General features: G+C 35.3%; 22 protein-coding genes. 11 read left to right on the top strand and 11 right to left on the bottom strand.

Translation table 11 applies throughout. From position 1 onward, the window contains the following. Positions 1-1,344, bottom strand: coding sequence for a dihydroorotase (locus DFQ05_RS11545; protein ID WP_132705566.1), 1,344 nt, complete (start codon positions 1,342-1,344; stop codon positions 1-3). Positions 1,345-1,347: 3 nt separating this feature from the next. Next, positions 1,348-2,070 carry a polyprenol monophosphomannose synthase gene (locus DFQ05_RS11540; protein ID WP_132705565.1) on the bottom strand — a complete coding sequence of 241 codons (723 nt, stop codon included), beginning with the start codon at positions 2,068-2,070 and terminating at the stop codon, positions 1,348-1,350. Between the two features lie 105 nt (positions 2,071-2,175). Here DFQ05_RS11540 and DFQ05_RS11535 point away from each other — a divergent pair, with 105 nt between their 5' ends. Beyond that, entirely contained in the window at positions 2,176-2,829 is a 654-nt protein-coding gene (locus tag DFQ05_RS11535; protein WP_132705564.1) for a DUF4271 domain-containing protein, read from the top strand. 14 nt (positions 2,830-2,843) lie between these two features. Next, positions 2,844-3,593, top strand: coding sequence for a uroporphyrinogen-III synthase (locus tag DFQ05_RS11530; RefSeq protein WP_132705563.1), 750 nt, complete (start codon positions 2,844-2,846; stop codon positions 3,591-3,593). A 71-nt stretch (positions 3,594-3,664) separates the two neighbouring features. Here the strand turns inward: DFQ05_RS11530 and pckA are convergent, their stop codons facing one another. Beyond that, the gene (pckA, locus tag DFQ05_RS11525) at positions 3,665-5,284 is read right to left on the bottom strand and encodes a phosphoenolpyruvate carboxykinase (ATP) (protein WP_132705562.1); all 1,620 of its coding nucleotides are present in this window, start codon (positions 5,282-5,284) and stop codon (positions 3,665-3,667) included. A 65-nt stretch (positions 5,285-5,349) separates the two neighbouring features. Next, positions 5,350-5,739 carry a DUF423 domain-containing protein gene (locus DFQ05_RS11520; protein ID WP_132705561.1) on the bottom strand — a complete coding sequence of 130 codons (390 nt, stop codon included), beginning with the start codon at positions 5,737-5,739 and terminating at the stop codon, positions 5,350-5,352. Between the two features lie 81 nt (positions 5,740-5,820). Between DFQ05_RS11520 and DFQ05_RS11515 the strand changes: the two genes are divergently transcribed. Both DFQ05_RS11515 and DFQ05_RS11510 read left to right on the top strand, forming a co-directional pair. Continuing rightward, entirely contained in the window at positions 5,821-7,185 is a 1,365-nt protein-coding gene (locus tag DFQ05_RS11515) for a saccharopine dehydrogenase family protein (protein WP_132705560.1), read from the top strand. A gap of 63 nt (positions 7,186-7,248) precedes the next feature. Further along, positions 7,249-7,719: an Lrp/AsnC ligand binding domain-containing protein gene (locus DFQ05_RS11510; protein ID WP_132705559.1), complete on the top strand. Its 471-nt coding sequence runs from the start codon at positions 7,249-7,251 to the stop codon at positions 7,717-7,719. On the opposite strand, the gene DFQ05_RS11505 is transcribed toward DFQ05_RS11510, so the two are convergent. The 6 genes from DFQ05_RS11505 to DFQ05_RS11480 all read right to left on the bottom strand — a co-directional run bounded on the left by DFQ05_RS11505 (position 7,716) and on the right by DFQ05_RS11480 (position 14,479). Beyond that, on the bottom strand, positions 7,716-8,165 hold the full coding sequence (locus DFQ05_RS11505) for a c-type cytochrome (protein WP_132705558.1): 450 nt from the start codon (positions 8,163-8,165) through the stop codon (positions 7,716-7,718). The two genes, DFQ05_RS11510 and DFQ05_RS11505, sit on opposite strands and share 4 nt — an antisense overlap. A gap of 152 nt (positions 8,166-8,317) precedes the next feature. Continuing rightward, positions 8,318-9,025, bottom strand: coding sequence for a Bax inhibitor-1/YccA family protein (locus DFQ05_RS11500; RefSeq protein ID WP_132705557.1), 708 nt, complete (start codon positions 9,023-9,025; stop codon positions 8,318-8,320). 109 nt (positions 9,026-9,134) lie between these two features. Further along, positions 9,135-9,830, bottom strand: a complete 696-nt coding sequence (locus DFQ05_RS11495) for a zinc metallopeptidase (RefSeq protein ID WP_132705556.1) — start codon at positions 9,828-9,830, stop codon at positions 9,135-9,137. Between the two features lie 90 nt (positions 9,831-9,920). Beyond that, a complete protein-coding gene (gene ald, locus DFQ05_RS11490; RefSeq protein WP_132705555.1) occupies positions 9,921-11,021 on the bottom strand; it encodes an alanine dehydrogenase in 1,101 nt (366 codons plus the stop codon). 148 nt (positions 11,022-11,169) lie between these two features. Beyond that, positions 11,170-11,529, bottom strand: coding sequence for a hypothetical protein (locus DFQ05_RS11485; protein WP_132705554.1), 360 nt, complete (start codon positions 11,527-11,529; stop codon positions 11,170-11,172). A gap of 4 nt (positions 11,530-11,533) precedes the next feature. Beyond that, complete coding sequence (locus DFQ05_RS11480; protein WP_132705553.1) at positions 11,534-14,479, bottom strand: leucine--tRNA ligase; 2,946 nt, start codon at positions 14,477-14,479, stop codon at positions 11,534-11,536. A 124-nt stretch (positions 14,480-14,603) separates the two neighbouring features. Here DFQ05_RS11480 and DFQ05_RS11475 point away from each other — a divergent pair, with 124 nt between their 5' ends. From DFQ05_RS11475 to DFQ05_RS11450, 7 genes are all read left to right on the top strand, one after another. Beyond that, positions 14,604-15,482: a cell division protein FtsX gene (locus tag DFQ05_RS11475; protein WP_132705552.1), complete on the top strand. Its 879-nt coding sequence runs from the start codon at positions 14,604-14,606 to the stop codon at positions 15,480-15,482. A 2-nt stretch (positions 15,483-15,484) separates the two neighbouring features. Then, positions 15,485-15,931: a hypothetical protein gene (locus DFQ05_RS11470; protein WP_132705551.1), complete on the top strand. Its 447-nt coding sequence runs from the start codon at positions 15,485-15,487 to the stop codon at positions 15,929-15,931. Positions 15,932-16,129: 198 nt separating this feature from the next. Continuing rightward, entirely contained in the window at positions 16,130-16,264 is a 135-nt protein-coding gene (locus DFQ05_RS13800; protein ID WP_262508109.1) for a hypothetical protein, read from the top strand. 133 nt (positions 16,265-16,397) lie between these two features. Then, complete coding sequence (locus tag DFQ05_RS11465; protein WP_132705550.1) at positions 16,398-16,661, top strand: DUF3098 domain-containing protein; 264 nt, start codon at positions 16,398-16,400, stop codon at positions 16,659-16,661. 57 nt (positions 16,662-16,718) lie between these two features. After that, positions 16,719-17,516: an undecaprenyl-diphosphate phosphatase gene (locus DFQ05_RS11460; protein ID WP_132705549.1), complete on the top strand. Its 798-nt coding sequence runs from the start codon at positions 16,719-16,721 to the stop codon at positions 17,514-17,516. Between the two features lies 1 nt (position 17,517). After that, positions 17,518-18,222, top strand: a complete 705-nt coding sequence (gene truB / locus DFQ05_RS11455; protein WP_132705548.1) for a tRNA pseudouridine(55) synthase TruB — start codon at positions 17,518-17,520, stop codon at positions 18,220-18,222. Positions 18,223-18,283: 61 nt separating this feature from the next. Continuing rightward, positions 18,284-19,006 carry a TonB family protein gene (locus DFQ05_RS11450; protein ID WP_132705547.1) on the top strand — a complete coding sequence of 241 codons (723 nt, stop codon included), beginning with the start codon at positions 18,284-18,286 and terminating at the stop codon, positions 19,004-19,006. Between the two features lie 101 nt (positions 19,007-19,107). On the opposite strand, the gene DFQ05_RS11445 is transcribed toward DFQ05_RS11450, so the two are convergent. After that, complete coding sequence (locus DFQ05_RS11445; protein WP_132705546.1) at positions 19,108-19,722, bottom strand: thioredoxin family protein; 615 nt, start codon at positions 19,720-19,722, stop codon at positions 19,108-19,110. Positions 19,723-19,786 lie beyond the last annotated feature (64 nt).

The following is a 19,786-nucleotide window of genomic DNA, read 5'->3' as shown; positions in this document are numbered from 1 at the left end:
TTATCTATCAAAAGTCAAACGCTGTCCTGCTTTAACATCCAATACCTTAAAATTATTGTAAGCTAACTGACCATTTACAAATGTATGCGTAATTCTACTTTTAAAGGTATTACCCTCGAAAGGAGACCATCCGCATTTGTATAAAATATTAGCTTTATTAACGGTCCAAGGACTATTTAAATCGGCTATGACAATATCTGCATAATACCCTTCTTTAATGTAACCACGTTTCTCTACATCAAAAAGTATTGCCGGATTATGTGCCGCCTTTTGCACTATCTGCTCTAATGATATTTTACCTTTGTGGTAGGCTTCTAATAACGCTACAAAAGCATGCTGCACCAAAGGTCCACCAGAAGGCGCACTTGTATATGGATTGTTTTTTTCTTCGTTAGTATGTGGCGCGTGGTCTGTTGCGATAACATCAATACGCCCGTCTAATAATGCCTTCCAAAGTCCATCTCTGTCTTTCGAGGTTTTAACGGCAGGATTCCATTTAATACGGCTTCCTTTAGTTTTGTAATCCTCATCCGTAAACCATAAGTGATGTATACAAACCTCTGCTGTAATTTTTTTGTCCTTTAGCGGAATCTTATTCGTAAATAATTCGGTCTCCTTAGCGGTTGATAAATGAAACACATGGAGTCTTGCTCCTGTTTTTTTAGCTAATTCTATCGCCTTAGAAGACGATAAATAACACGCTTCTTCGCTACGAATTATTGGATGTAATTCCATTGGAATATCATTACCATATTGTTCTTTATACTTAGCTAAATTTTCTCTAATCGTGGCTTCATCTTCGCAATGTACAGAAATAACCATATCTGTACTAGAAAATATCTTTTCCAAAACCTCTGGATCATCCACCAACATATTTCCTGTAGAAGACCCTAAAAACAATTTTAGTCCCGCAACAGATTTTGGGTCAACTTTTAAGATTTCATCAAGGTTATCGTTAGTACCTCCAAACATAAAAGAGTAGTTTGCATAAGACGATTTTGCAGCTATTGCAAATTTTTCATCTAACTTCTCGACAGTAGTCGTTTGCGGATTGGTATTTGGCATTTCTATAAAAGAGGTAATACCACCAGCGATTGCTGCTCTTGATTCTGTTTCTATAGTTGCTTTATGTGTAAGACCTGGTTCTCTAAAGTGTACTTGATCATCAATCATTCCAGGAAAAACATAATTACCTTCGACATCTATCACTTTAACATCTGCAGATTTTACACTTATTGAAGAATCTATCTGTTTAATAAAATGCCCTTCAATTAAAATATCTCCATCTGTAATTGCACCTTCATTTACAATTTTAGCATTTTTAATAAGCGTCTGTACACTCATAAATTATTTATTAAATAAACTGTTCCACTTTAAACTTATAACCCCGAAAATAGCTTCAGAAATTATGCCGCTAGACATTTTAGATTTTCCTTTAATTCGGTCTGTAAAGATAATCGGAATCTCAGTAATCTTGAAACCTTTTTTAAAGGCTTTAAATTTCATTTCTATCTGAAACGCATAGCCTATAAACTTTATTTCGTCAAGATTTATAGTTTCTAAAACCTTGCGCTTATAACATACAAAACCAGCTGTTGGGTCGTGTACGCGCATACCAGTGATTAACTTTACATACAACGAGGCACCGTACGATAACAAAATACGCGTTAATGGCCAATTAACGACGTTTACACCTTTAATATATCTAGAGCCAACAGCAATATCTGTTGTTGGTGTATTAGTGGCATCGTATAGTCTGAGTAAATCATTAGGATTATGCGAAAAATCGGCATCCATCTCGAATATGAATTGATAACCTTTTTCCAAACTCCATTTAAAACCTGCAATGTACGCAGTGCCTAATCCGTTTTTTTCTTTTCGGGATAATAAATGCAATCGATTTTTAAAATCCGATTGCAAATCTAGGACCAATGAAGCCGTGCCGTCAGGCGAATTGTCATCGACTACAAGAATATGCACGTCTTCTGAAAGGGCAAATACCGCCTTTACTATAGATTGTATATTCTCTTTTTCGTTGTAAGTTGGAATGATGACAATGGCATCACGCATAGGTCAATTATTTTGACAAATGTAAGGTTTTGGATTAAAATTTAGGCCACAACAGACATTAAGCTAATAAGAGCGAGTTTCAACTTTTCTTTATACTTTAGCGATATGCTTAGAGAATACATTTCGCAAGACATCTTTATTGGATTTATAGTTCTAAGTTTTATACTTATCGCATCTGTTAAACAATTGTTTACTTTAAGATTTATAGATTTTGTTGCCGTAATTTGGAATGATAGATATCTAAAACTTTACCAAAAAGACCGTAAAAAATTAGATATTTTTAATGTATTACTCTTTTTAAATTTTGTTATTGCTTTAGGAATTTTTGTTTTCGAGTTGCTGCCTTTCTTGGGCAATCTAACTATCGATAGTGTTTCTGTATTACCGATTCTCTTTTTAGCTATTGCCTTAATTTCAATTATAAAACTTGGCTTGGAACGCTTGGTGGGCTATTTTTTTGATATTCACGATATTATAAAAACCTATATTTTTCAGAAAATAACTTACAAAAACATATTAGGCCTAATTTTAGTGCCAGTGAATATTCTATTATTATTCAGTAGCTTAGACAAAAAAGTTGTCATTTTCACAGGAATAATACTGTTTTTTTTAGTTAATCTCAGTGGTTTTATAAGATTCTTAAAAGTCTATCAAAAAGCTATCTTTACTAACTTTTTCTATTTTTTGTTGTATCTTTGCGCTCTCGAAATTGGACCTTATGTTATTTTGTATAAGGTATTTAAAGATAATTTCGTTTAAAAAGCGTTTAGTATATGAAAGTGAAAACGATATTAGTTTCGCAACCAGAGCCTAAAATTGAGAATTCCCCTTATTTCGATTTACAAGAGCGCCAAAAGGTAAAAGTAGACTTTAGACCTTTTATACACGTAGAAGGTGTAAAGGCTAAAGATATTAGACAACAAAAGATTGATCTTACAAAGTTTACCGCAATTATCCTTACCAGTAGAAATTCTGTTGACCATTTTTTTAGAGTCGCTGAAGAGATGCGTTTTAAGGTTCCAGATACAATGAAGTACTTTTGCCAGTCCGAAGCTGTTGCCTATTATCTTCAGAAATATGTGGTTTACAGAAAGCGTAAAATTTACGTAGGTAAGCGTAATTTTGAAGACCTTTCTCCTTTAATAAAAAAATACAAAGACGAAACGTTTTTACTACCAACTACAGATAAAGTAAAACCAATTATACCCGAAACTTTAGATAAGTTAGGTGTTAACTGGACACAAGCTACTTTTTACAAAACTGTTATTAGTGATTTGTCTGATTTAGCAAATGTTTATTACGATATACTGGTTTTCTTTAGTCCATCAGGTATTGAATCCTTGTTTCATAATTTCCCAGACTTTAAACAGAATGATACACGTATCGCCGTATTTGGAAATACAACTATAAAAGCTGTGGAAGAAAAAGGACTGCGCGTAGATATTGCGGCTCCAACTCCAGAGACACCTTCAATGACAATGGCACTTAAAAAATACATTGACGAAGTCAACAAAGGAAAATAAGATTCTTCTATAATATGTAAAAAGCGATTCTAAATTTAGAATCGCTTTTTTATTACTTGACATTTTGACTTCTAATAACCATAACGTTGTGGACCGCCACGTCTTATTTCTTCAGACGCATAAGATTCAAATTGCTTAAAATTCTGTCTAAACGAATTTGCTAATTTAAATGCCATATCGTAATAGGCTTTATCGTCGTTCCAAGTTGCTCTTGGACTTAATAAACCAGAAGGTACTCCTGGACACTCTCTAGGTTGTGCCACCCCAAATACAGAATGGATGTGGTAATCATCATAATTATATAAGCCTAAATCACCGTTTAAAACAGCTGTAATCATAGCGCGTGTATATTTTAACTTCATACGTGAGCCAACACCATACGGGCCACCGCTCCAACCTGTATTAATAAGCCAAACATTGACACCGGCTTCTTTCATTTTTTTACTTAACATCTCTGCATATTTCGTTGGATGTAATGGCATAAAAGGTGCGCCAAAACAAGCCGAAAAAGACGGTTGTGGCTCTTTAACACCTGCTTCTGTTCCTGCAACCTTTGCTGTATAACCCGATATAAAATGATAGGCTGCTTGTGCTGGTGTTAACTTTGATATCGGAGGCAATACACCAAAAGCATCTGCCGTTAAAAAGAAAATATTTTTTGGATTTGAAGCGTAAGACGGTTCTTTAATATTATCGATGTGATATATTGGATAGCTTACACGTGTATTTTGCGTAATACTACTATCCATATAATCTACTTCACCATTTTCTTTAAATACTACATTTTCTAATATAGCACCAGGCTTAATAGCTCTATAAATATCTGGCTCCTTTTCTTCAGATAAGTCAATAACCTTAGCATAACAGCCACCTTCAAAATTAAAGATGGTATTCTCCGAAGTCCAGCCATGCTCATCGTCACCGATTAGTTTACGGTTTGGGTCTGTGGATAGTGTTGTTTTTCCTGTACCTGATAGACCAAAGAAAATTGCTGTTTCTCCATCGTCTCCAACATTTGCAGAACAGTGCATTGGTAATACATTCTTCTCTGTAGGTAATATAAAATTCAAGGCAGTAAATATGCCCTTTTTCATTTCACCAGTATATGCAGAACCAGCAACAAGCGCTATTTTTTTTGTGAAATTAAGTATTGAAAAATTACCTTGGCGCAAACCATGATTTTCTGGGTCTGGACACACATAACCTGGCGCACATAATACCAACCATTCTTCCTTAAAATTTTGTAATTCTTCCTCGGAAGGTCTTAAAAACATATTGTAAATAAACATATTAGACCATGGATATTCTGTAACGGTCCTAACATTCATTTTATATTTAGGGTCAGCACAAACATAGCCATCTCTAACAAAAAGTTCTTTATCACTTAGATAGTTTTCTATTTGCTCTTGTAAAAAATCAAAATTATCACTGGATATCGGTTTGTTAGATGGTCCCCACCATATTTTATCTTCTGTATAATTGTCCTTAACAAGAAATCTATCTTCTGGGGAACGCCCAGTAAATTTTCCCGTATTAATGGCTAAAGTACCATTGTTGGTTTCTTTACCCATTCCTTTTTCTAGAGTGATTTCTTGTAATTTTTTTGGTGCTAACTGATAATGAATTTTAGCATTTTTAATACCATACTTTTCTAACGAAATCGTTTTCGTAGATTGGTCTGAATTTACCATGTTTTTAATGTTGTGTTATTCGGCAAAAATAAAACTTTATTTTAGAATTAAGAGTTAGGATGATGTTAATCCGACTTAGTTTTTAAAATATCCATTAACATAACGACCCATGCTAAAATTAGAAGCAAACCGCCGATTGGTGTAATAAAGGCAATTGTTTTAAAATTAAAACTTGTTAGGCTATTTGTCGCTAAGCCATATATAGAAAATGAAAAAAAGAGTATCCCAATAAGAACTAATACTAACACACGAAATTTTGTTTTTTCCCTAATAATTGATGTCCCGCCTAAAAGCAAAAGTAGAAAGGCATGATACATCTGATAGCGAACGCCTGTTTCAAAAGATTTTATCGCTGTATCGTCTACTAACTTTTCTAAGCCATGTGCTGCAAAAGCACCTAAGATTATTCCTAAAATCCCTAGAATAGCACCAGAAACAAGTAATTTTTTGTTCATAATTAAAGTTAATTTTCAATGTTAATTAGTCCTACAATTTATTACATTCGTGATTAACAAAATTAGTCATATAAAGCCACTATGCGAAAGATTTTAATTATCGGAGCTGGAAAATCGTCCTCTTACCTTATAAAATATTTGTTAGACAAGTCACAATCCGAAAACCTTCATATTACCATTGGAGATGTTAATGTTGAAAATGCAAAAAAACTTGTTGATGCATCCGAAAATGTTTCAATTATTCCTTTAGACGTTTTCGATACGGATTCTAGACAAAATGCTATTAAAAATACAGACATCGTCGTGTCTATGCTTCCTGCTCGTTTTCATATAGAAGCGGCAAAAGACTGTATTACCTTTAAAAAACACATGGTTACGGCGTCTTATGTAAGTGAAGAAATGAAAACTTTGGATGATGATGCAAAAGCCAATAATTTAGTGTTTATGAACGAAATCGGTGTTGACCCTGGAATAGATCACATGAGTGCTATGCAAGTGATTGACCGAATTAGAGATAATGGTGGAAAAATGATTTTGTTTGAATCCTTTACTGGTGGCCTAGTGGCTCCCGAGAGTGATAACAACCTGTGGAACTACAAGTTTACATGGAATCCCAGAAACGTTGTAACGGCAGGTCAAGGTGGCGCCGCAAAATTTTTGCAGGAGAATCAATTTAAATACATTCCGTACCATCGTCTTTTTCGTAGAACAGAATTTTTAGATATTGATAACTATGGCCGTTTTGAAGCTTACGCTAATCGCGATTCCTTAAAATATCAGCACGTATATGGGCTAGACCATGTTAAAACTTTATATCGCGGCACTATGCGACGCGTTGGATTTAGTCGTGCGTGGAATGTGTTTGTACAACTAGGCATGACAGACGATAGTTACACCATAGACGATAGTGAAAATATGAGTTATCGCGATTTTGTTAACGCATTTTTACCTTATAGTCCTACTGATTCTGTGGAATTAAAATTTAGACATGCGCTTAAAATTGACCAAGATGATATTGTTTGGGATAAGTTCTTAGAATTAGACCTATTTAGCAACACCAAAATGGTGGAACTGAAAAAAGCCACTCCAGCTCAAATTCTACAAAAGATATTAATGGACAGCTGGACACTAAACAATGAAGATAAAGACATGATTGTAATGTACCATAAGTTTGGTTATGAGCTTGATGGAAAGAAACATCAAATCGATGCAACAATGGTCGTTGTTGGCGAAGACCAAACTTATACGGCAATGGCAAAAACCGTTGGCTTGCCAGTGGCTATGGCAACATTAGATATTTTAAACGGCAAGATAAAAACCCCAGGTGTACAAATACCGATTACCAAAGAAATATACAATCCTATTCTTGAAGAGTTAAAAGACTACGGTATCGCCTTTTCAGAAAAGAAGGTGGAATACTATGGATACAATCCTCTAAATCTTTAAGTAGAGATTACATATTCTAATTCTTTTAGTACTTTTAACTTTCAGTATTAAACTTAAAACAATATGAAGGTTAACGAAAAAGGCATTTTTATCGATGGTATTGATAAAAAGATACTTCGTGCGCTTATGGAAGATGCACGCACACCTATACTAGAGATTGCGCGAAACGTAGGTATTTCTGGTGCAGCGATTCATCAACGTCTTCGTAAACTTGAAAAATCAGGGCTTTTAGCAGGTTCAAAATTTATTGTAAATCCAAAAGTTTTGGGGTATACTACAATGGCTTTTGTTGGTATTTACTTAGATAAGGCTGTGAGTAATCCTGAAGCCGTAAAGCAACTAAAACGCATTCCTGAGGTTATAGAATGTCATTACACCACAGGGCATTGGAGTATATTCATTAAAATCCTTGCCAAAGACAACGAACATTTAATGTACGTTTTAAACACTCAAATACAGAGCATAAGTGGCGTTTCTAGAACTGAAACTTTTATTTCGTTACAACAACAGATTGATAGACAGATAAAGATTTAATTCATCTTACCTTTCCCTTTTCGACTTTCAAAATGCTCTTGAAACCACTCGGGTTGTTCAATGTCATTGTCGTAAATATAATCTGCGATTTGCTCGATAGTTTCTTCAGAATAATCGGCTTTTGGCATAACGCCAAAACGTCTCACGGCTCCAAACATTTTAGCGTCTTGCTTATTAGGATTTTTAACCCAAGCTTTCGTTGCTTCAATAAATTCTTGCTTTGATGTCTCAGAATTTATATAATGCTTTTTTACAGCAATCATCGGAGGCGCTAATCTAGAATCATGACTTGCAGATGGACTATGGCAAACGTTACAATTCTTTTCCATAAGAACTTTTCCAGGATGTTCTGCTTTTTTAGCATAGCTTACATCAGATAAATTATTAGAATTATTGCAACTTAATACTCCTAAAAGAAAGACTAAGGAAATGAGAAAATTTTTCATGACTGATTTGGATTGAAATTAAGATTAAATATCCGAAATCGTCAGCTAATGCAATGTGACATTTATCACATTAGAAAGTTATTTCAATAAAAATAAGCACAAAAAAAAGCTCTGATTTCTCAGAGCTTTTTTAATTCTATATCTTTTGTTTTTTAATCTCTTGACATTAAAATTTGTAAAACATACCAGAACAATAACATTACGGAAGCAAAGATGCCTAATGCAGCGCCTACGTACTGTTCACCTGTATAGTCGTATTTTACTTTAGAGGTTTGGTATAAAATTGCTGCACCTGCAAAAACAACCATAGCCACAGAAAACCACAGTCCTAAATCGAAACCAAAGAGACTTCCAGCAACGATAAGACCTATTGCGATAAAACTAGCAATGACTAATCCCGTTTTTAAGAATGAAAAGTTTTTCTGGGTCATAAATACAACAGCTGTTAATCCTCCAAAAAGACATAATGTAATAATTGATGCTTGAGTTAACATCGCTGAGCCTGTACTGGAAATAGCCGCGAAATAAATAAGTGGCAGAAAAATAATAGCTTCTAAGACCACATATAAGCCTAAACCTAAATATTGGTTTTGTTTTGATGGGTCGTGCGCTAATTTATCTGCCATGGTGCTACCTACCCAGAACAAGCCTAAGACGATTAGCCAAGAAAAACTGTTTGCAAACATTAAGTTGATAATAGAAACAACTGTTTCTTCAAACATGGTAATAAATACATACTCTAAGAATGCGAAAGCTAAAATTGCCCATGCCACATGCATATAGGTTTTACGATAAAATGTCGCTTTCTCTGTATCTTCTAATTGACCGACCAAAAGCGGGCCTTGAATTTGGTTTTCCATTTGTTAAATTAATTGATTAGTTATTAATGTTATAAATTTAGAAGTTTAAATGATACTGACAAAAAAAGCTCTGATTTCTCAGAGCTTTTTTCATTTACCTAAGTAACAATTAATCTCTTCCTCCAAATACCTGAAGCGCCCAATAGAGTAAGGAGGCTAACGCACCAATTGCCGCAACCAGATATGTGCGTGCTGCCCATTTTAGTGCATCTTCTGCACCTTCGTACTCTTGTTGAGTTACCATATTCTTAGTTTTTAACCAAGCTAATGCACGGTTACTTGCATCGTACTCTACTGGTAATGTAATGAAGCTAAACAACGTTGCAGCTCCCATAAAAACTAAGCCTGCAACCGCTACCCAATAACCGAGACCTACGCCTGCCGCAGCTCCTAACACTAAACCGCCAATCACTAACCATTGAGACATGCCTGAAGTAACACTTACTACCGGCACTAATGCAGAACGCATTTCTAAAGCGCTGTAGGCTTGTGCATGCTGAACAGCATGACCAACTTCGTGTGCTGCAACTGCCGCCGCTGCTGCATTACGCTGATTATACACAGCTTCGCTAAGATTAACTGTCTTATTTTTTGGGTTGTAATGGTCGGTCAATTGACCACGTACCGATATGACTTCAACATCGTAAATACCATTATCTGCCAACATTTTTTCTGCAATTTCTCGACCTGACATTCCATTTTGAAGCTGACGTTTTGAATAATACGCAAATTTTTGCTTTAGCTTACTGCTAACTAACCAACTAACTAAAGCTATGGCACCGATTAAAATATAATATCCTAACATAATTTTTCTTTTTTTTCTTTTTAAAATTACAATATTGTAAGCAAAAAGTACGCCAAATCTGTGTTAAGAAATTTTGTCAGTATACGTGTATCACATAGCTTCTATTGACCAATTGAAAGCCTCAGCGATTTCTTCATAAACAATTTTACCATCTACTATGTTCAAGCCTTTTTCTAAGGTTTTATCTGTCTTACAAGCATCCTCCCAACCCAGATTTGCAAGTTTCAAAACATATGGTAATGTAACGTTAGTTAATGCCAATGTAGATGTGTAAGGTACGGCACCTGGCATATTAGCAACACAATAATGCACCACATCATCAATGATGTAGGTTGGGTCTTCGTGAGTAGTTGCCTTAGTTGTTTCAAAACATCCACCTTGGTCTACAGCAACATCGACAATTACAGTTCCAGGACGCATTTCCTTCAACATATCCTTTGTAATCAATTTTGGTGCTTTAGCACCTTTAATCAATACGCCACCAATAATTAAATCGTGGTCTTTAATTCGCTTCCTAATATTGTATTCGCTAGAAAATTCTGTAACCACATGGTTTGGCATAACATCATTTACATAGCGTAATTGCTTCATGTTTATGTCCATAATGGTCACGTGCGCACCCAAACCTGCCGCCATTTTAGCTGCTTGTATACCAACAGTTCCTGCTCCTAAAACCAAAACTTTCCCTGGCGGAACTCCTGGAACACCTCCAAGTAACACACCTCTCCCTTTAATTGGTTTTTCTAAATATTTTGCACCTTGCTGAATTGCCATTCGCCCAGCAACTTCAGACATTGGGGTTAACAATGGCAATGACCCATACTTGTCTTCCACAGTTTCGTATGCTATACAAACTGCTTTACTTTTTAACATGGCTTTGGTTAATATTTCGCTTGATGCAAAATGAAAATAGGTAAACACCACATGATGCGATTGTATTAAAGAATACTCCTTCTCTATAGGTTCTTTTACCTTTACAATCATCTCGCTGGAAGCATAGACCTCTTCAATAGTATCTAGAATAATTGCACCGACGTCTTTGTAGTCTTGGTCGAAAAAACCACTACCAAATCCAGCGTCTTTTTGTACAAATACGGTATGATTTTTACGTGTTAACTCGAAAACGCCCGCAGGTGTCATACCCACGCGGTTTTCATTGTTTTTAATTTCTTTTGGAACTCCAATTTTCATTCTCTAAGTTGTGTTGAAATTAGTAATTGGACTTGAATTTAAATTTAAATTCTGAAACGAATAGCTCTAAAAATGAGATATTTAAAATAATTACGAATATGATAATTTGAAGCTCAAATACTATTAAATCAATAAAAAGTGCTGAAAATTAATCTATGGCTTTACTCAACTTAACTACTTTTTCATTTTCGAAAGTCACTAGTAAATACTGTGGTTCAGATTCGAAAAAACTCGGCGGCTTCCCTAAACGATAAATCAAAAAATTATCTTCTGAATTAGAATCTGCATCAGGCTCACCCAAAAGCAAAATAACCTCTTGTTTCGTCTTATCCATGAGGAATTTATTCTCAAGAATATCATCGAGCATCTTATAACGCTCGGTTGTATCGGAAAGCCAGATTTCTTGATTAAAACGTTCTTCGAAAAACCAAATTAAAGATGTACTTATAACAAAAGCTAAAAAGAAGGTGAATCCAATTTGGTCTTTTCTTTTTAGCCTTAGTTTCATAAGCTTATCCTACGATATTTACAATCTTACCAGGAACTACTATTACTTTTTTAGGCGTTCGCCCTTGTAATTGTTCTTGCGTTTTCTCGTTAGCTAAAACTGTTTTCTCAATCTCTTCTTTAGACATATCTAACGGTAATTCTAATGTAAAACGCATTTTACCATTAAACGAAATAGGATAGTTTTTAGCGCTTTCAACCAAATGCTTTTCTTCAAACTTTGGGAAAAGTGCTGTTGAAATCGATTCTGCATTACCCAATTTAGACCATAATTCTTCTGCGATATGAGGCGCGTAAGGCGAAATTAAAATCAATAATGGTTCTAGTATCTCTTTACTCGTACATTTCTGAGCTGTTAACTCGTTAACGGCAATCATAAAGGTTGACACTGACGTATTGAAAGAGAAATTCTCGATGTCTTCTTCAACCTTTTTTATGGTTTTGTGTAATGTCTTTAAAGCAGCCCCATCCGACTTCCCCAAAGGGGAAGAGTCCACGTAAAAACTGCCGTTTTCGCCTTGATGGTATAACTTCCAAAGTTTCTTTAAGAAATTATGCACACCTGTGATTCCCGCAGTATTCCAAGGCTTATATTGTTCTAATGGTCCAAGGAACATTTCGTAAAGTCTTAAACTGTCTGCGCCGTAATCTTCGCAAATACTGTCTGGATTGACGACGTTGTATTTGGATTTTGACATTTTTTCGACGTCTCGTTCAACTACAACTATTTCATCTGTAAATTTTGCATGCTTGAACTCAGGTCTCCAATTTCTAAATCTATAAACATCTAACTCATCTGAAGAATTAACAAAATTAACATCTACATGAATTTTACTAAAAGTAGGTGATTCAGTTCCTGTTAAATCAGTTATTCTTTTTAGAGCCTCTTTATGCTTTTCGGAATTATGAAAATCATTTACTGTTTCTTTTGATAAAAAGATATCTTGTCTTTCATTAACTCTATATAAAAAAGCACTCGTCCCCAAAATCATGCCTTGATTAATCAGCTTTTTAAATGGCTCATCAACACCAACAAAACCTCTGTCTTTGAGGAATTTTACCCAAAAACGTGAGTATAACAAATGGCCAGTTGCGTGCTCACTTCCACCGATGTATAAATCTACATTCTCCCAATACTTAAGAGCATCTTCGCTGGCAAAAGCTTCGCCTCGATTTTCGGCCTCTTCCATATAACGGAAAAAGTACCACGAACTTCCTGCCCAACCTGGCATAGTGTTTAACTCTAATGGAAAAATGGTTGTATTATCAATCTTCTCATTTGAAACTACCGAATTGCTTTCGGTGCACCAAGCCCAAACATCGGCACGACCTAAAGGTGGCTCGCCTTCTTCGGTTGGTAAATATTTTTCGACTTCTGGTAAGGTTAATGGTAAATGTTTGGCATCAATCATTTGCGGCATGCCATTGACGTAATACACAGGAAATGGTTCGCCCCAATAACGTTGTCTTGAGAAAACTGCATCACGCAAACGGTAGTTGGTTTTACCTTCGCCTTGACCGATTTGCTCTAATTCGTATATCGCACGTTTGCTTGCTTTTTTGTAGTTCATCCCGTTTAGGAAATCGCTATTGGCAATTTTTACATTGTCTTTGGAAGCAAAAGCTTCTTCGGAAATATCAACACCTTCAAAAATATTTGGAATTGGAATTCCGAAATGTTTTGCAAAATCATAATCGCGTTGGTCGCCACAAGGTACTGCCATAACTGCACCTGTTCCGTAACTTGCCAACACGTAATCGCCAATCCAGATTGGAATTGGTTCTTTTGTAAACGGATGTTCCGCATAAGCTCCGGTAAACACACCAGAAATGGTTTTTACGTCTGCCATACGCTCACGTTCGCTACGTTTTGCTGTCGCTTCAACATAAGCTTCAACCTCAGCTTTTTGTTCTGGTGTTGTGATTTGCGAAACGAGTTCGTGTTCTGGTGCTAACGTCATAAAAGAAACTCCAAAAATAGTGTCTGGACGTGTGGTGAAGACTTCGATTTGAGATTTAGCTGCGCTGAACACACGTTTCTCGACTCCGCTCGAAATGACAGTATCGTTTGGAACGATATTGAATTTTACTGAAGCACCAACCGATTTTCCAATCCAGTTACGTTGGCTTTCTTTCAAGGAATCTGTCCAATCAATCGTATCTAATCCTTGCAATAAACGTTCTGCATAAGCAGATATTCGCATACTCCATTGGGTCATTTTTTTACGCACCACTGGATGTCCACCACGCTCTGATACGCCGTTGACGATTTCGTCATTAGCTAAAACAGTTCCTAAAGCAGGGCACCAGTTTACTTCAGTCTCCGCCAAATAGGTAAGTCTGTATTTTAACAGAATTTCTTGTTGCTCTTCGGATGAATAGCCTTTCCAATCTTCAGCTGTAAAGGCTTCAATATTATCATCGCAAGCCGCATTAATGTTTGCGTTTCCTTCAGACTTAAAAATAGCAATCAAAGTTTCAATCGATTCAGCTTTATTGGTTTCGTTATTAAACCAAGATTCGAACAACTGAATGAAAATCCACTGCGTCCATTTGTAATAGTTAGGGTCACTTGTACGAACTTCGCGACTCCAATCAAAAGAAAAACCAATTTGGTCTAACTGACGACGGTACGTTTTTATGTTTTCTTCCGTAGTAATTCTCGGATGTTGACCAGTCTGAATTGCATACTGTTCCGCAGGCAAACCAAAACTATCGTAACCTTGCGGATGCAATACGTTAAACCCTTTATGACGCTTGTAACGCGCATAAATATCACTGGCAATATAACCTAACGGATGCCCAACATGTAAACCTGCACCACTTGGATAAGGGAACATATCTAGCACATAATATTTTGGCTTATGGCTAGTGTTAGACGCTTTAAATGTTTCATTTTTGGCCCAGTACTCTTGCCACTTCTTTTCAATTTGATTAAAATCGTATCGCATTGCAGTATTTTCCTTGAAATAAGCCGCAAATTTAGGGCTATTACAACACAATTAAAAACTAAACGTTGTAATACTCGGCATAACAGATTTCTTTTTTATTTTTACCTTAATTAATTCTCCATTTATGGCCACATCTTTTGATAAGTATCAAAAACGAAAACTCATCTCTTCTTACATCTCTGTAGTGATTAGTATTGCTTTGGTATTGTTTCTTTTGGGATGTCTTGGGTTGTTGGTGATTAACTCGAAAAAAGTGGCGGACCACTTTAAAGAACAGGTGGTAATGACCATTTATTTGAATGATACTGCTAAAGATGTTGAAGTAAAACAACTCGAAAAAAGCTTAATCATGGCCGACTATTCTAAAAAAGCAGTTTACGTCTCTAAAGAAGAAGCTGCCGAATTAATGAAAGCAGATACAGGCGAAGATTTTATGGATTTTGTAGGATATAACCCATTGAAGAATTCGATTGATGTCTATTTAAAAGCCGACTTTGTTACCACCGAAAAGCTTAGCGAAATTTCTGAATCGCTCTCTGATAAGAATTTCATTGAAGAAATTCGCTACGATAATGACCTTGTGGAATTGATGAATGACAACGTAAAGAAAATCTCGCTTTGGGTATTAATTATTAGCGGGCTATTTACCTTAATTGCTGTTTTATTAATTAATAGTTCTATACGATTAGCGGTATATTCTAAACGCTTCATTATAAAAACCATGCAAATGGTTGGAGCAACTAAACGTTTTATCCGCCGACCTTTTGTTTGGCAAAGTGTAAAACTGGGAATTATCGGCGCTGTGATTGCATTAATAGGCATGGCGGTTGTGCTTTATTATCTTGATATTACATTTATAGAACTACGCCTACTCGAAAACACCGTTCTTATTGCTGCACTTTTTGTTGGTATATTTCTACTCGGTATTCTTATTACTTGGCTAAGTACCTTTATTGCGACGCAACGTTTCTTGAATTTGAAGACAGACCAGCTTTATTATTAAAAATGAAAGTCCATTTTAAAATACTAATTATCTTTTTTCTCTTTCAAACGAGTTATTTATTTGCTTGTAGTTGTAGCGTAATGAACGACGTAAAAACAGAGTTTAAAAATTCTGATATTGTATTAGTAGGAAAAGTAATATCTAAACAAGAAATCGATTCCGAAAAAGGCAAAATAAATAAATTTCAAGTCAAAGTTTACAGGTTTTACAAAGGACTAAATGAAAAGAAAACCGTTGCTGTTTACTCTCCAAAAGGCGCATCCTCATGTGGTGTGAATTTTGAGATTGGAAAAGTGTACATATTATATGGATTTGAAGATGGTGTCTTTGAAAGATATAAAACAGGTAAATTCGCTAAATCTGAAACGTACTGGACAAGTAGATGTCATAGAAATCGAAAGTACTCAAAACAAGAAATCAGTTTAATTAAAAAAATAGCAACTAACTGATTATTATAGTTCCTATTATTTATCCCGTAAGAGAGTAAAACACTATACTATTCTCTCTTCAAACTTTAACAGCATTTTACCATTTCTATTACAATAACGGAATAGAACTTGAGTTATAATTACAACTAAACCCTAACATAAGCTAATGACATAACTATACGCCAACCAAAGAGAAGTTTAACTTAAAAATCTTTGATTATGAATCGTATTGTATTTGTAGGTTTATGCCTTGTAGGGATTATGGTTTTTGTGTTTGCAAATGCAGACCAAGATTTGAAAGAACAGCCTAAAACTAAGATAGCTAAAGAACACTATCAAGGTGAGTTTAACTAGGTTTTAAAGTCATAACTACAGTAAATGCTCAACATTGACTAAAAATTTCAATGTTGAGCATTTATTTTTTTGAAGGCCTTAACAATACTATCACAAATAATATGTTTACTTTGCAACACCTATAACAAGCATCATGGGCGAACAAAAACGAAAGCAAACATCTAAATCCAATTTTATTTTCGGTAAGAAAAACTACAAATGGCTATTTATCGGTTTAGCCTTTATTGCTGTTGGTTTTATCTTAATGGCCGGTGGCGGTAGTGATGACCCTAACGTTTTTGACGAATCTATTTTTCACTGGAGACGTATCCGTTTAGCACCAACTTTAGTGCTTATTGGTTTTGGTATTCAGGTGTACGCTATTCTTTTAAATCCGGATAAAGATTCTAAATCTTAACCCAATCTTTCTTATTACTTTTTGGAATTTGCACTTTGAACCTAGATATTTGCCAACATGGAAGTTATCGATGCTATTGTATTAGGAATTATTCAAGGTTTAACCGAGTTTTTACCTGTTTCTTCTAGTGGACATTTAGAAATTGGAAAAGCTATTTTAGGTGATAATTCTATCCCGAAAGAGAGTTTATTATTTACTGTTGTACTTCATTTTGCAACTGCATTAAGTACCATTGTAGTTTTTAGAAAAGATATCATATCGCTACTGAAAGGTATCTTTAAATTTCAATGGAATGAAGATTTACAGTTCGCTGTAAAAATTGCCATATCTATGATACCAGCAGTTATCGTAGGCTTATTTTTTGAAGAACAACTTGAAGCCTCGTTCGGCGGAAATATTCTACTCGTCGGTTGTATGCTTATCATAACGGCGCTACTTCTCTTTATGGCAGATAAAGCAAAAGACACACAGAAAAAAGTAAGTTTTAGTAATGCTTTTGTCATTGGTATTTCTCAAGCGATTGCGATGTTACCAGGAATTTCACGTTCTGGCGCAACGATTTCCACTTCGGTATTATTAGGAAACGATAAAACCAAAGCTGCTCGCTTTTCGTTTTTAATGGTCGTGCCATTAATATTCGGAAAAATTGCAAAAGACATTTTGGGTGGAGAGCTTACTTACGACTCAGCCAACTTTACACCATTGGCCATTGGTTTTGTTGCTGCATTTGTCGCTGGTCTTTTTGCTTGCACTTGGATGATTGCTTTAGTAAAGAAAAGTAAACTCTCTTACTTTGCTATTTACTGTGTTATTGTTGGGTTAATTGCCATTGGGTTTTCTTTATTTTATAACTAGTATGAAATCAGCCGAAAACTTTAAAAACGGACAGGTTTTACTTATAGATAAACCTCTAACCTGGACCTCTTTTCAGGCTGTAAATAAACTGCGTTGGGCGATTAGAAAAGCCTACAACATTAAAAAAATAAAGGTTGGTCATGCAGGAACTTTAGATCCTTTAGCCACTGGTTTGTTAGTGATTTGTACGGGTAAAATGACAAAGCAAATCAACACCTTTCAAGGCCAAGAAAAAGAATATACAGGTACTTTTGTATTAGGAAGCACAACACCTTCGTACGACCTTGAAACAGAAATCAACGCCACTTTTCCTACAGAACATATTACCGAAGCTTTAATCCATAAAACCACAGAACAGTTCACTGGTGTTATCGAACAATTTCCGCCTGTATTTTCAGCTATAAAAAAAGACGGAAAACGTTTATATGAATTTGCTCGTGCTGGAGAAGATGTAGAAATTAAGTCGCGCCAAGTTGAAATTTCAGAATTTGAAATTACTGCCATTCGCGGATTAGAGTTAGATTTTAGAGTCGTTTGCAGTAAAGGCACTTACATACGTTCTTTGGCACATGATTTTGGGAAAGCACTCAACTCAGGCGCACACCTTTCCGTTTTACGACGTACACGTATCGGAAATTTTAAAGTTGAAGATGGGCTAACACCCGAAGAATTTATTGCTACGATTCCTTTAGAACAAAAGGATTAACGTCTTTTTCAAACTTATAAACGTATATCATTTAGGTACAATTTTTGCTCTAAACAACTAAATGCAAAACATAGAAAAATATAAGGCTGGACTCATCACTTTCCTCTTAACAGGAATTGTGGTGTTTTCGTTGTTTAGTTTTCAAATTAAAAAACAAACACAATTAGTTGCCGAAACCATATATGAGGTTGAGGCAAAAACTGAAGAAGAACTTCAGCAGGAACTCGAGCAAATCGAAGATTTAAAATCACCTACAACTAACAAAGCTTTTAATGAGGATGAAGAGTTTAAAAAACTCATGAAGAATTTTAAAACCGTTAGTTCAGATGATTTTGAAAAAACGACAAAAGCGTTAGAAGAAAGCAACTCTGAAAAAGAAATTGAAACTAAAACCAATTCTAGATTTGAAGCAAATAAAGCCTACGCTCTAAAACAAAAAGAGACAGAATCTTACAAGAAACTTCAAGATTTACTCGATAAAAAACAGAACGGAATTGCCGAACATGCCTCTGGTGGTAGTACACTAACCTATTCTCTAAAAGACCGTAGGCTCCTTAATTATAACACGCCGAGATACCTTTGTGAGCGTTCTGGGAAGATTGTTGTAAACATTAATGTTAATAATCAAGGACAAGTTACTGAGGCTTATATTAATGGCGCCTCAAACAGTGGTAACGAATGTCTTACTGAGCATGCCATAGAATATGCAAAATCGGTACGATTTAACAACTCAAACCGTACCAATCAATTGGGTTCCATTACTTTTTATTTTAAAGGGAAATAATATTCTTCAAATAACAATTTCAATATCGAGCGTCAGTTGAGATAAAGTTAAAGTTATTTTATAAAACCGTTCTCGACTGTCGCTCGAACTTGAATTTTCAATTATAATAACCCCACCAAATCTTCTATAGTTGACTGGCCTTTGTCTTTGTTATACCAACGCTGTAAGTCTTCTTTAAATTCTGGAGTTAAACTGCCATGTTTAGCTTTGTAATCATTAACCATATTAGTAGCAACAGAAGGTCTTGGACCAAAGGTGTTTTCCACTTCTCCAGTTTCGTTATTAATCATAATTAGTTTTGGGATTGCTTTTCCACCATTAGTTAAAAAGGCATTCATCAGCTCCTCATTGTCATCTCGTAAAACTATCTTATAGTCAATGTTATCGCTCAATTCAGCAACCTTGTTAATTACAGGCATGATGTGCGCTGCATCGCCACACCAACTCTCTGTAATAACTAACCATGTTACGTTACCATTGAAATTTTGAGTCTTTGCTTTAGCGTCGTCAGAAACTTTTACAGTCTTGTCCCAACGCTTCATGCGTCGGTCATTAAGCATCGTATAATTAACTAATGCTTCTGTTTTTTCAGCGCCTGTTGTAGAGTTATTTGCAGTTAATTCTTCAACCAAATCTCTGTAGGCTTTGTAAGACATGCTCTTTTGTAAGCTGGCTGAAATTATATCTTTAATCATTTTATCTTCTAATATTTCCATAGTACAAAATTAATGTTCTATTGCCTAAAATTGTGCAACAGTTGTTACATTAGTAGTGCAATAC

The sequence above is a fragment of the Winogradskyella wandonensis genome (assembly GCF_004346845.1).
Classification (GTDB): domain Bacteria; phylum Bacteroidota; class Bacteroidia; order Flavobacteriales; family Flavobacteriaceae; genus Winogradskyella; species Winogradskyella wandonensis.
The sequence above is the reverse complement of the archived record's forward strand: the minus strand, read 5'-3'. Positions and strand labels throughout refer to the sequence as shown.

Coding starts and splice junctions, on each gene's coding strand:
- DFQ05_RS11545 (WP_132705566.1), bottom strand. CDS start 1,344: ATGAGTGTACAGACGCTTATTAAAAATGCTAAAATTGTAAATGAAGGT.
- DFQ05_RS11540 (WP_132705565.1), bottom strand. CDS start 2,070: ATGCGTGATGCCATTGTCATCATTCCAACTTACAACGAAAAAGAGAAT.
- DFQ05_RS11535 (WP_132705564.1), top strand. CDS start 2,176: ATGCTTAGAGAATACATTTCGCAAGACATCTTTATTGGATTTATAGTT.
- DFQ05_RS11530 (WP_132705563.1), top strand. CDS start 2,844: ATGAAAGTGAAAACGATATTAGTTTCGCAACCAGAGCCTAAAATTGAG.
- pckA (WP_132705562.1), bottom strand. CDS start 5,284: ATGGTAAATTCAGACCAATCTACGAAAACGATTTCGTTAGAAAAGTAT.
- DFQ05_RS11520 (WP_132705561.1), bottom strand. CDS start 5,739: ATGAACAAAAAATTACTTGTTTCTGGTGCTATTCTAGGGATTTTAGGA.
- DFQ05_RS11515 (WP_132705560.1), top strand. CDS start 5,821: ATGCGAAAGATTTTAATTATCGGAGCTGGAAAATCGTCCTCTTACCTT.
- DFQ05_RS11510 (WP_132705559.1), top strand. CDS start 7,249: ATGAAGGTTAACGAAAAAGGCATTTTTATCGATGGTATTGATAAAAAG.
- DFQ05_RS11505 (WP_132705558.1), bottom strand. CDS start 8,165: ATGAAAAATTTTCTCATTTCCTTAGTCTTTCTTTTAGGAGTATTAAGT.
- DFQ05_RS11500 (WP_132705557.1), bottom strand. CDS start 9,025: ATGGAAAACCAAATTCAAGGCCCGCTTTTGGTCGGTCAATTAGAAGAT.
- DFQ05_RS11495 (WP_132705556.1), bottom strand. CDS start 9,830: ATGTTAGGATATTATATTTTAATCGGTGCCATAGCTTTAGTTAGTTGG.
- ald (WP_132705555.1), bottom strand. CDS start 11,021: ATGAAAATTGGAGTTCCAAAAGAAATTAAAAACAATGAAAACCGCGTG.
- DFQ05_RS11485 (WP_132705554.1), bottom strand. CDS start 11,529: ATGAAACTAAGGCTAAAAAGAAAAGACCAAATTGGATTCACCTTCTTT.
- DFQ05_RS11480 (WP_132705553.1), bottom strand. CDS start 14,479: ATGCGATACGATTTTAATCAAATTGAAAAGAAGTGGCAAGAGTACTGG.
- DFQ05_RS11475 (WP_132705552.1), top strand. CDS start 14,604: ATGGCCACATCTTTTGATAAGTATCAAAAACGAAAACTCATCTCTTCT.
- DFQ05_RS11470 (WP_132705551.1), top strand. CDS start 15,485: ATGAAAGTCCATTTTAAAATACTAATTATCTTTTTTCTCTTTCAAACG.
- DFQ05_RS13800 (WP_262508109.1), top strand. CDS start 16,130: ATGAATCGTATTGTATTTGTAGGTTTATGCCTTGTAGGGATTATGGTT.
- DFQ05_RS11465 (WP_132705550.1), top strand. CDS start 16,398: ATGGGCGAACAAAAACGAAAGCAAACATCTAAATCCAATTTTATTTTC.
- DFQ05_RS11460 (WP_132705549.1), top strand. CDS start 16,719: ATGGAAGTTATCGATGCTATTGTATTAGGAATTATTCAAGGTTTAACC.
- truB (WP_132705548.1), top strand. CDS start 17,518: ATGAAATCAGCCGAAAACTTTAAAAACGGACAGGTTTTACTTATAGAT.
- DFQ05_RS11450 (WP_132705547.1), top strand. CDS start 18,284: ATGCAAAACATAGAAAAATATAAGGCTGGACTCATCACTTTCCTCTTA.
- DFQ05_RS11445 (WP_132705546.1), bottom strand. CDS start 19,722: ATGGAAATATTAGAAGATAAAATGATTAAAGATATAATTTCAGCCAGC.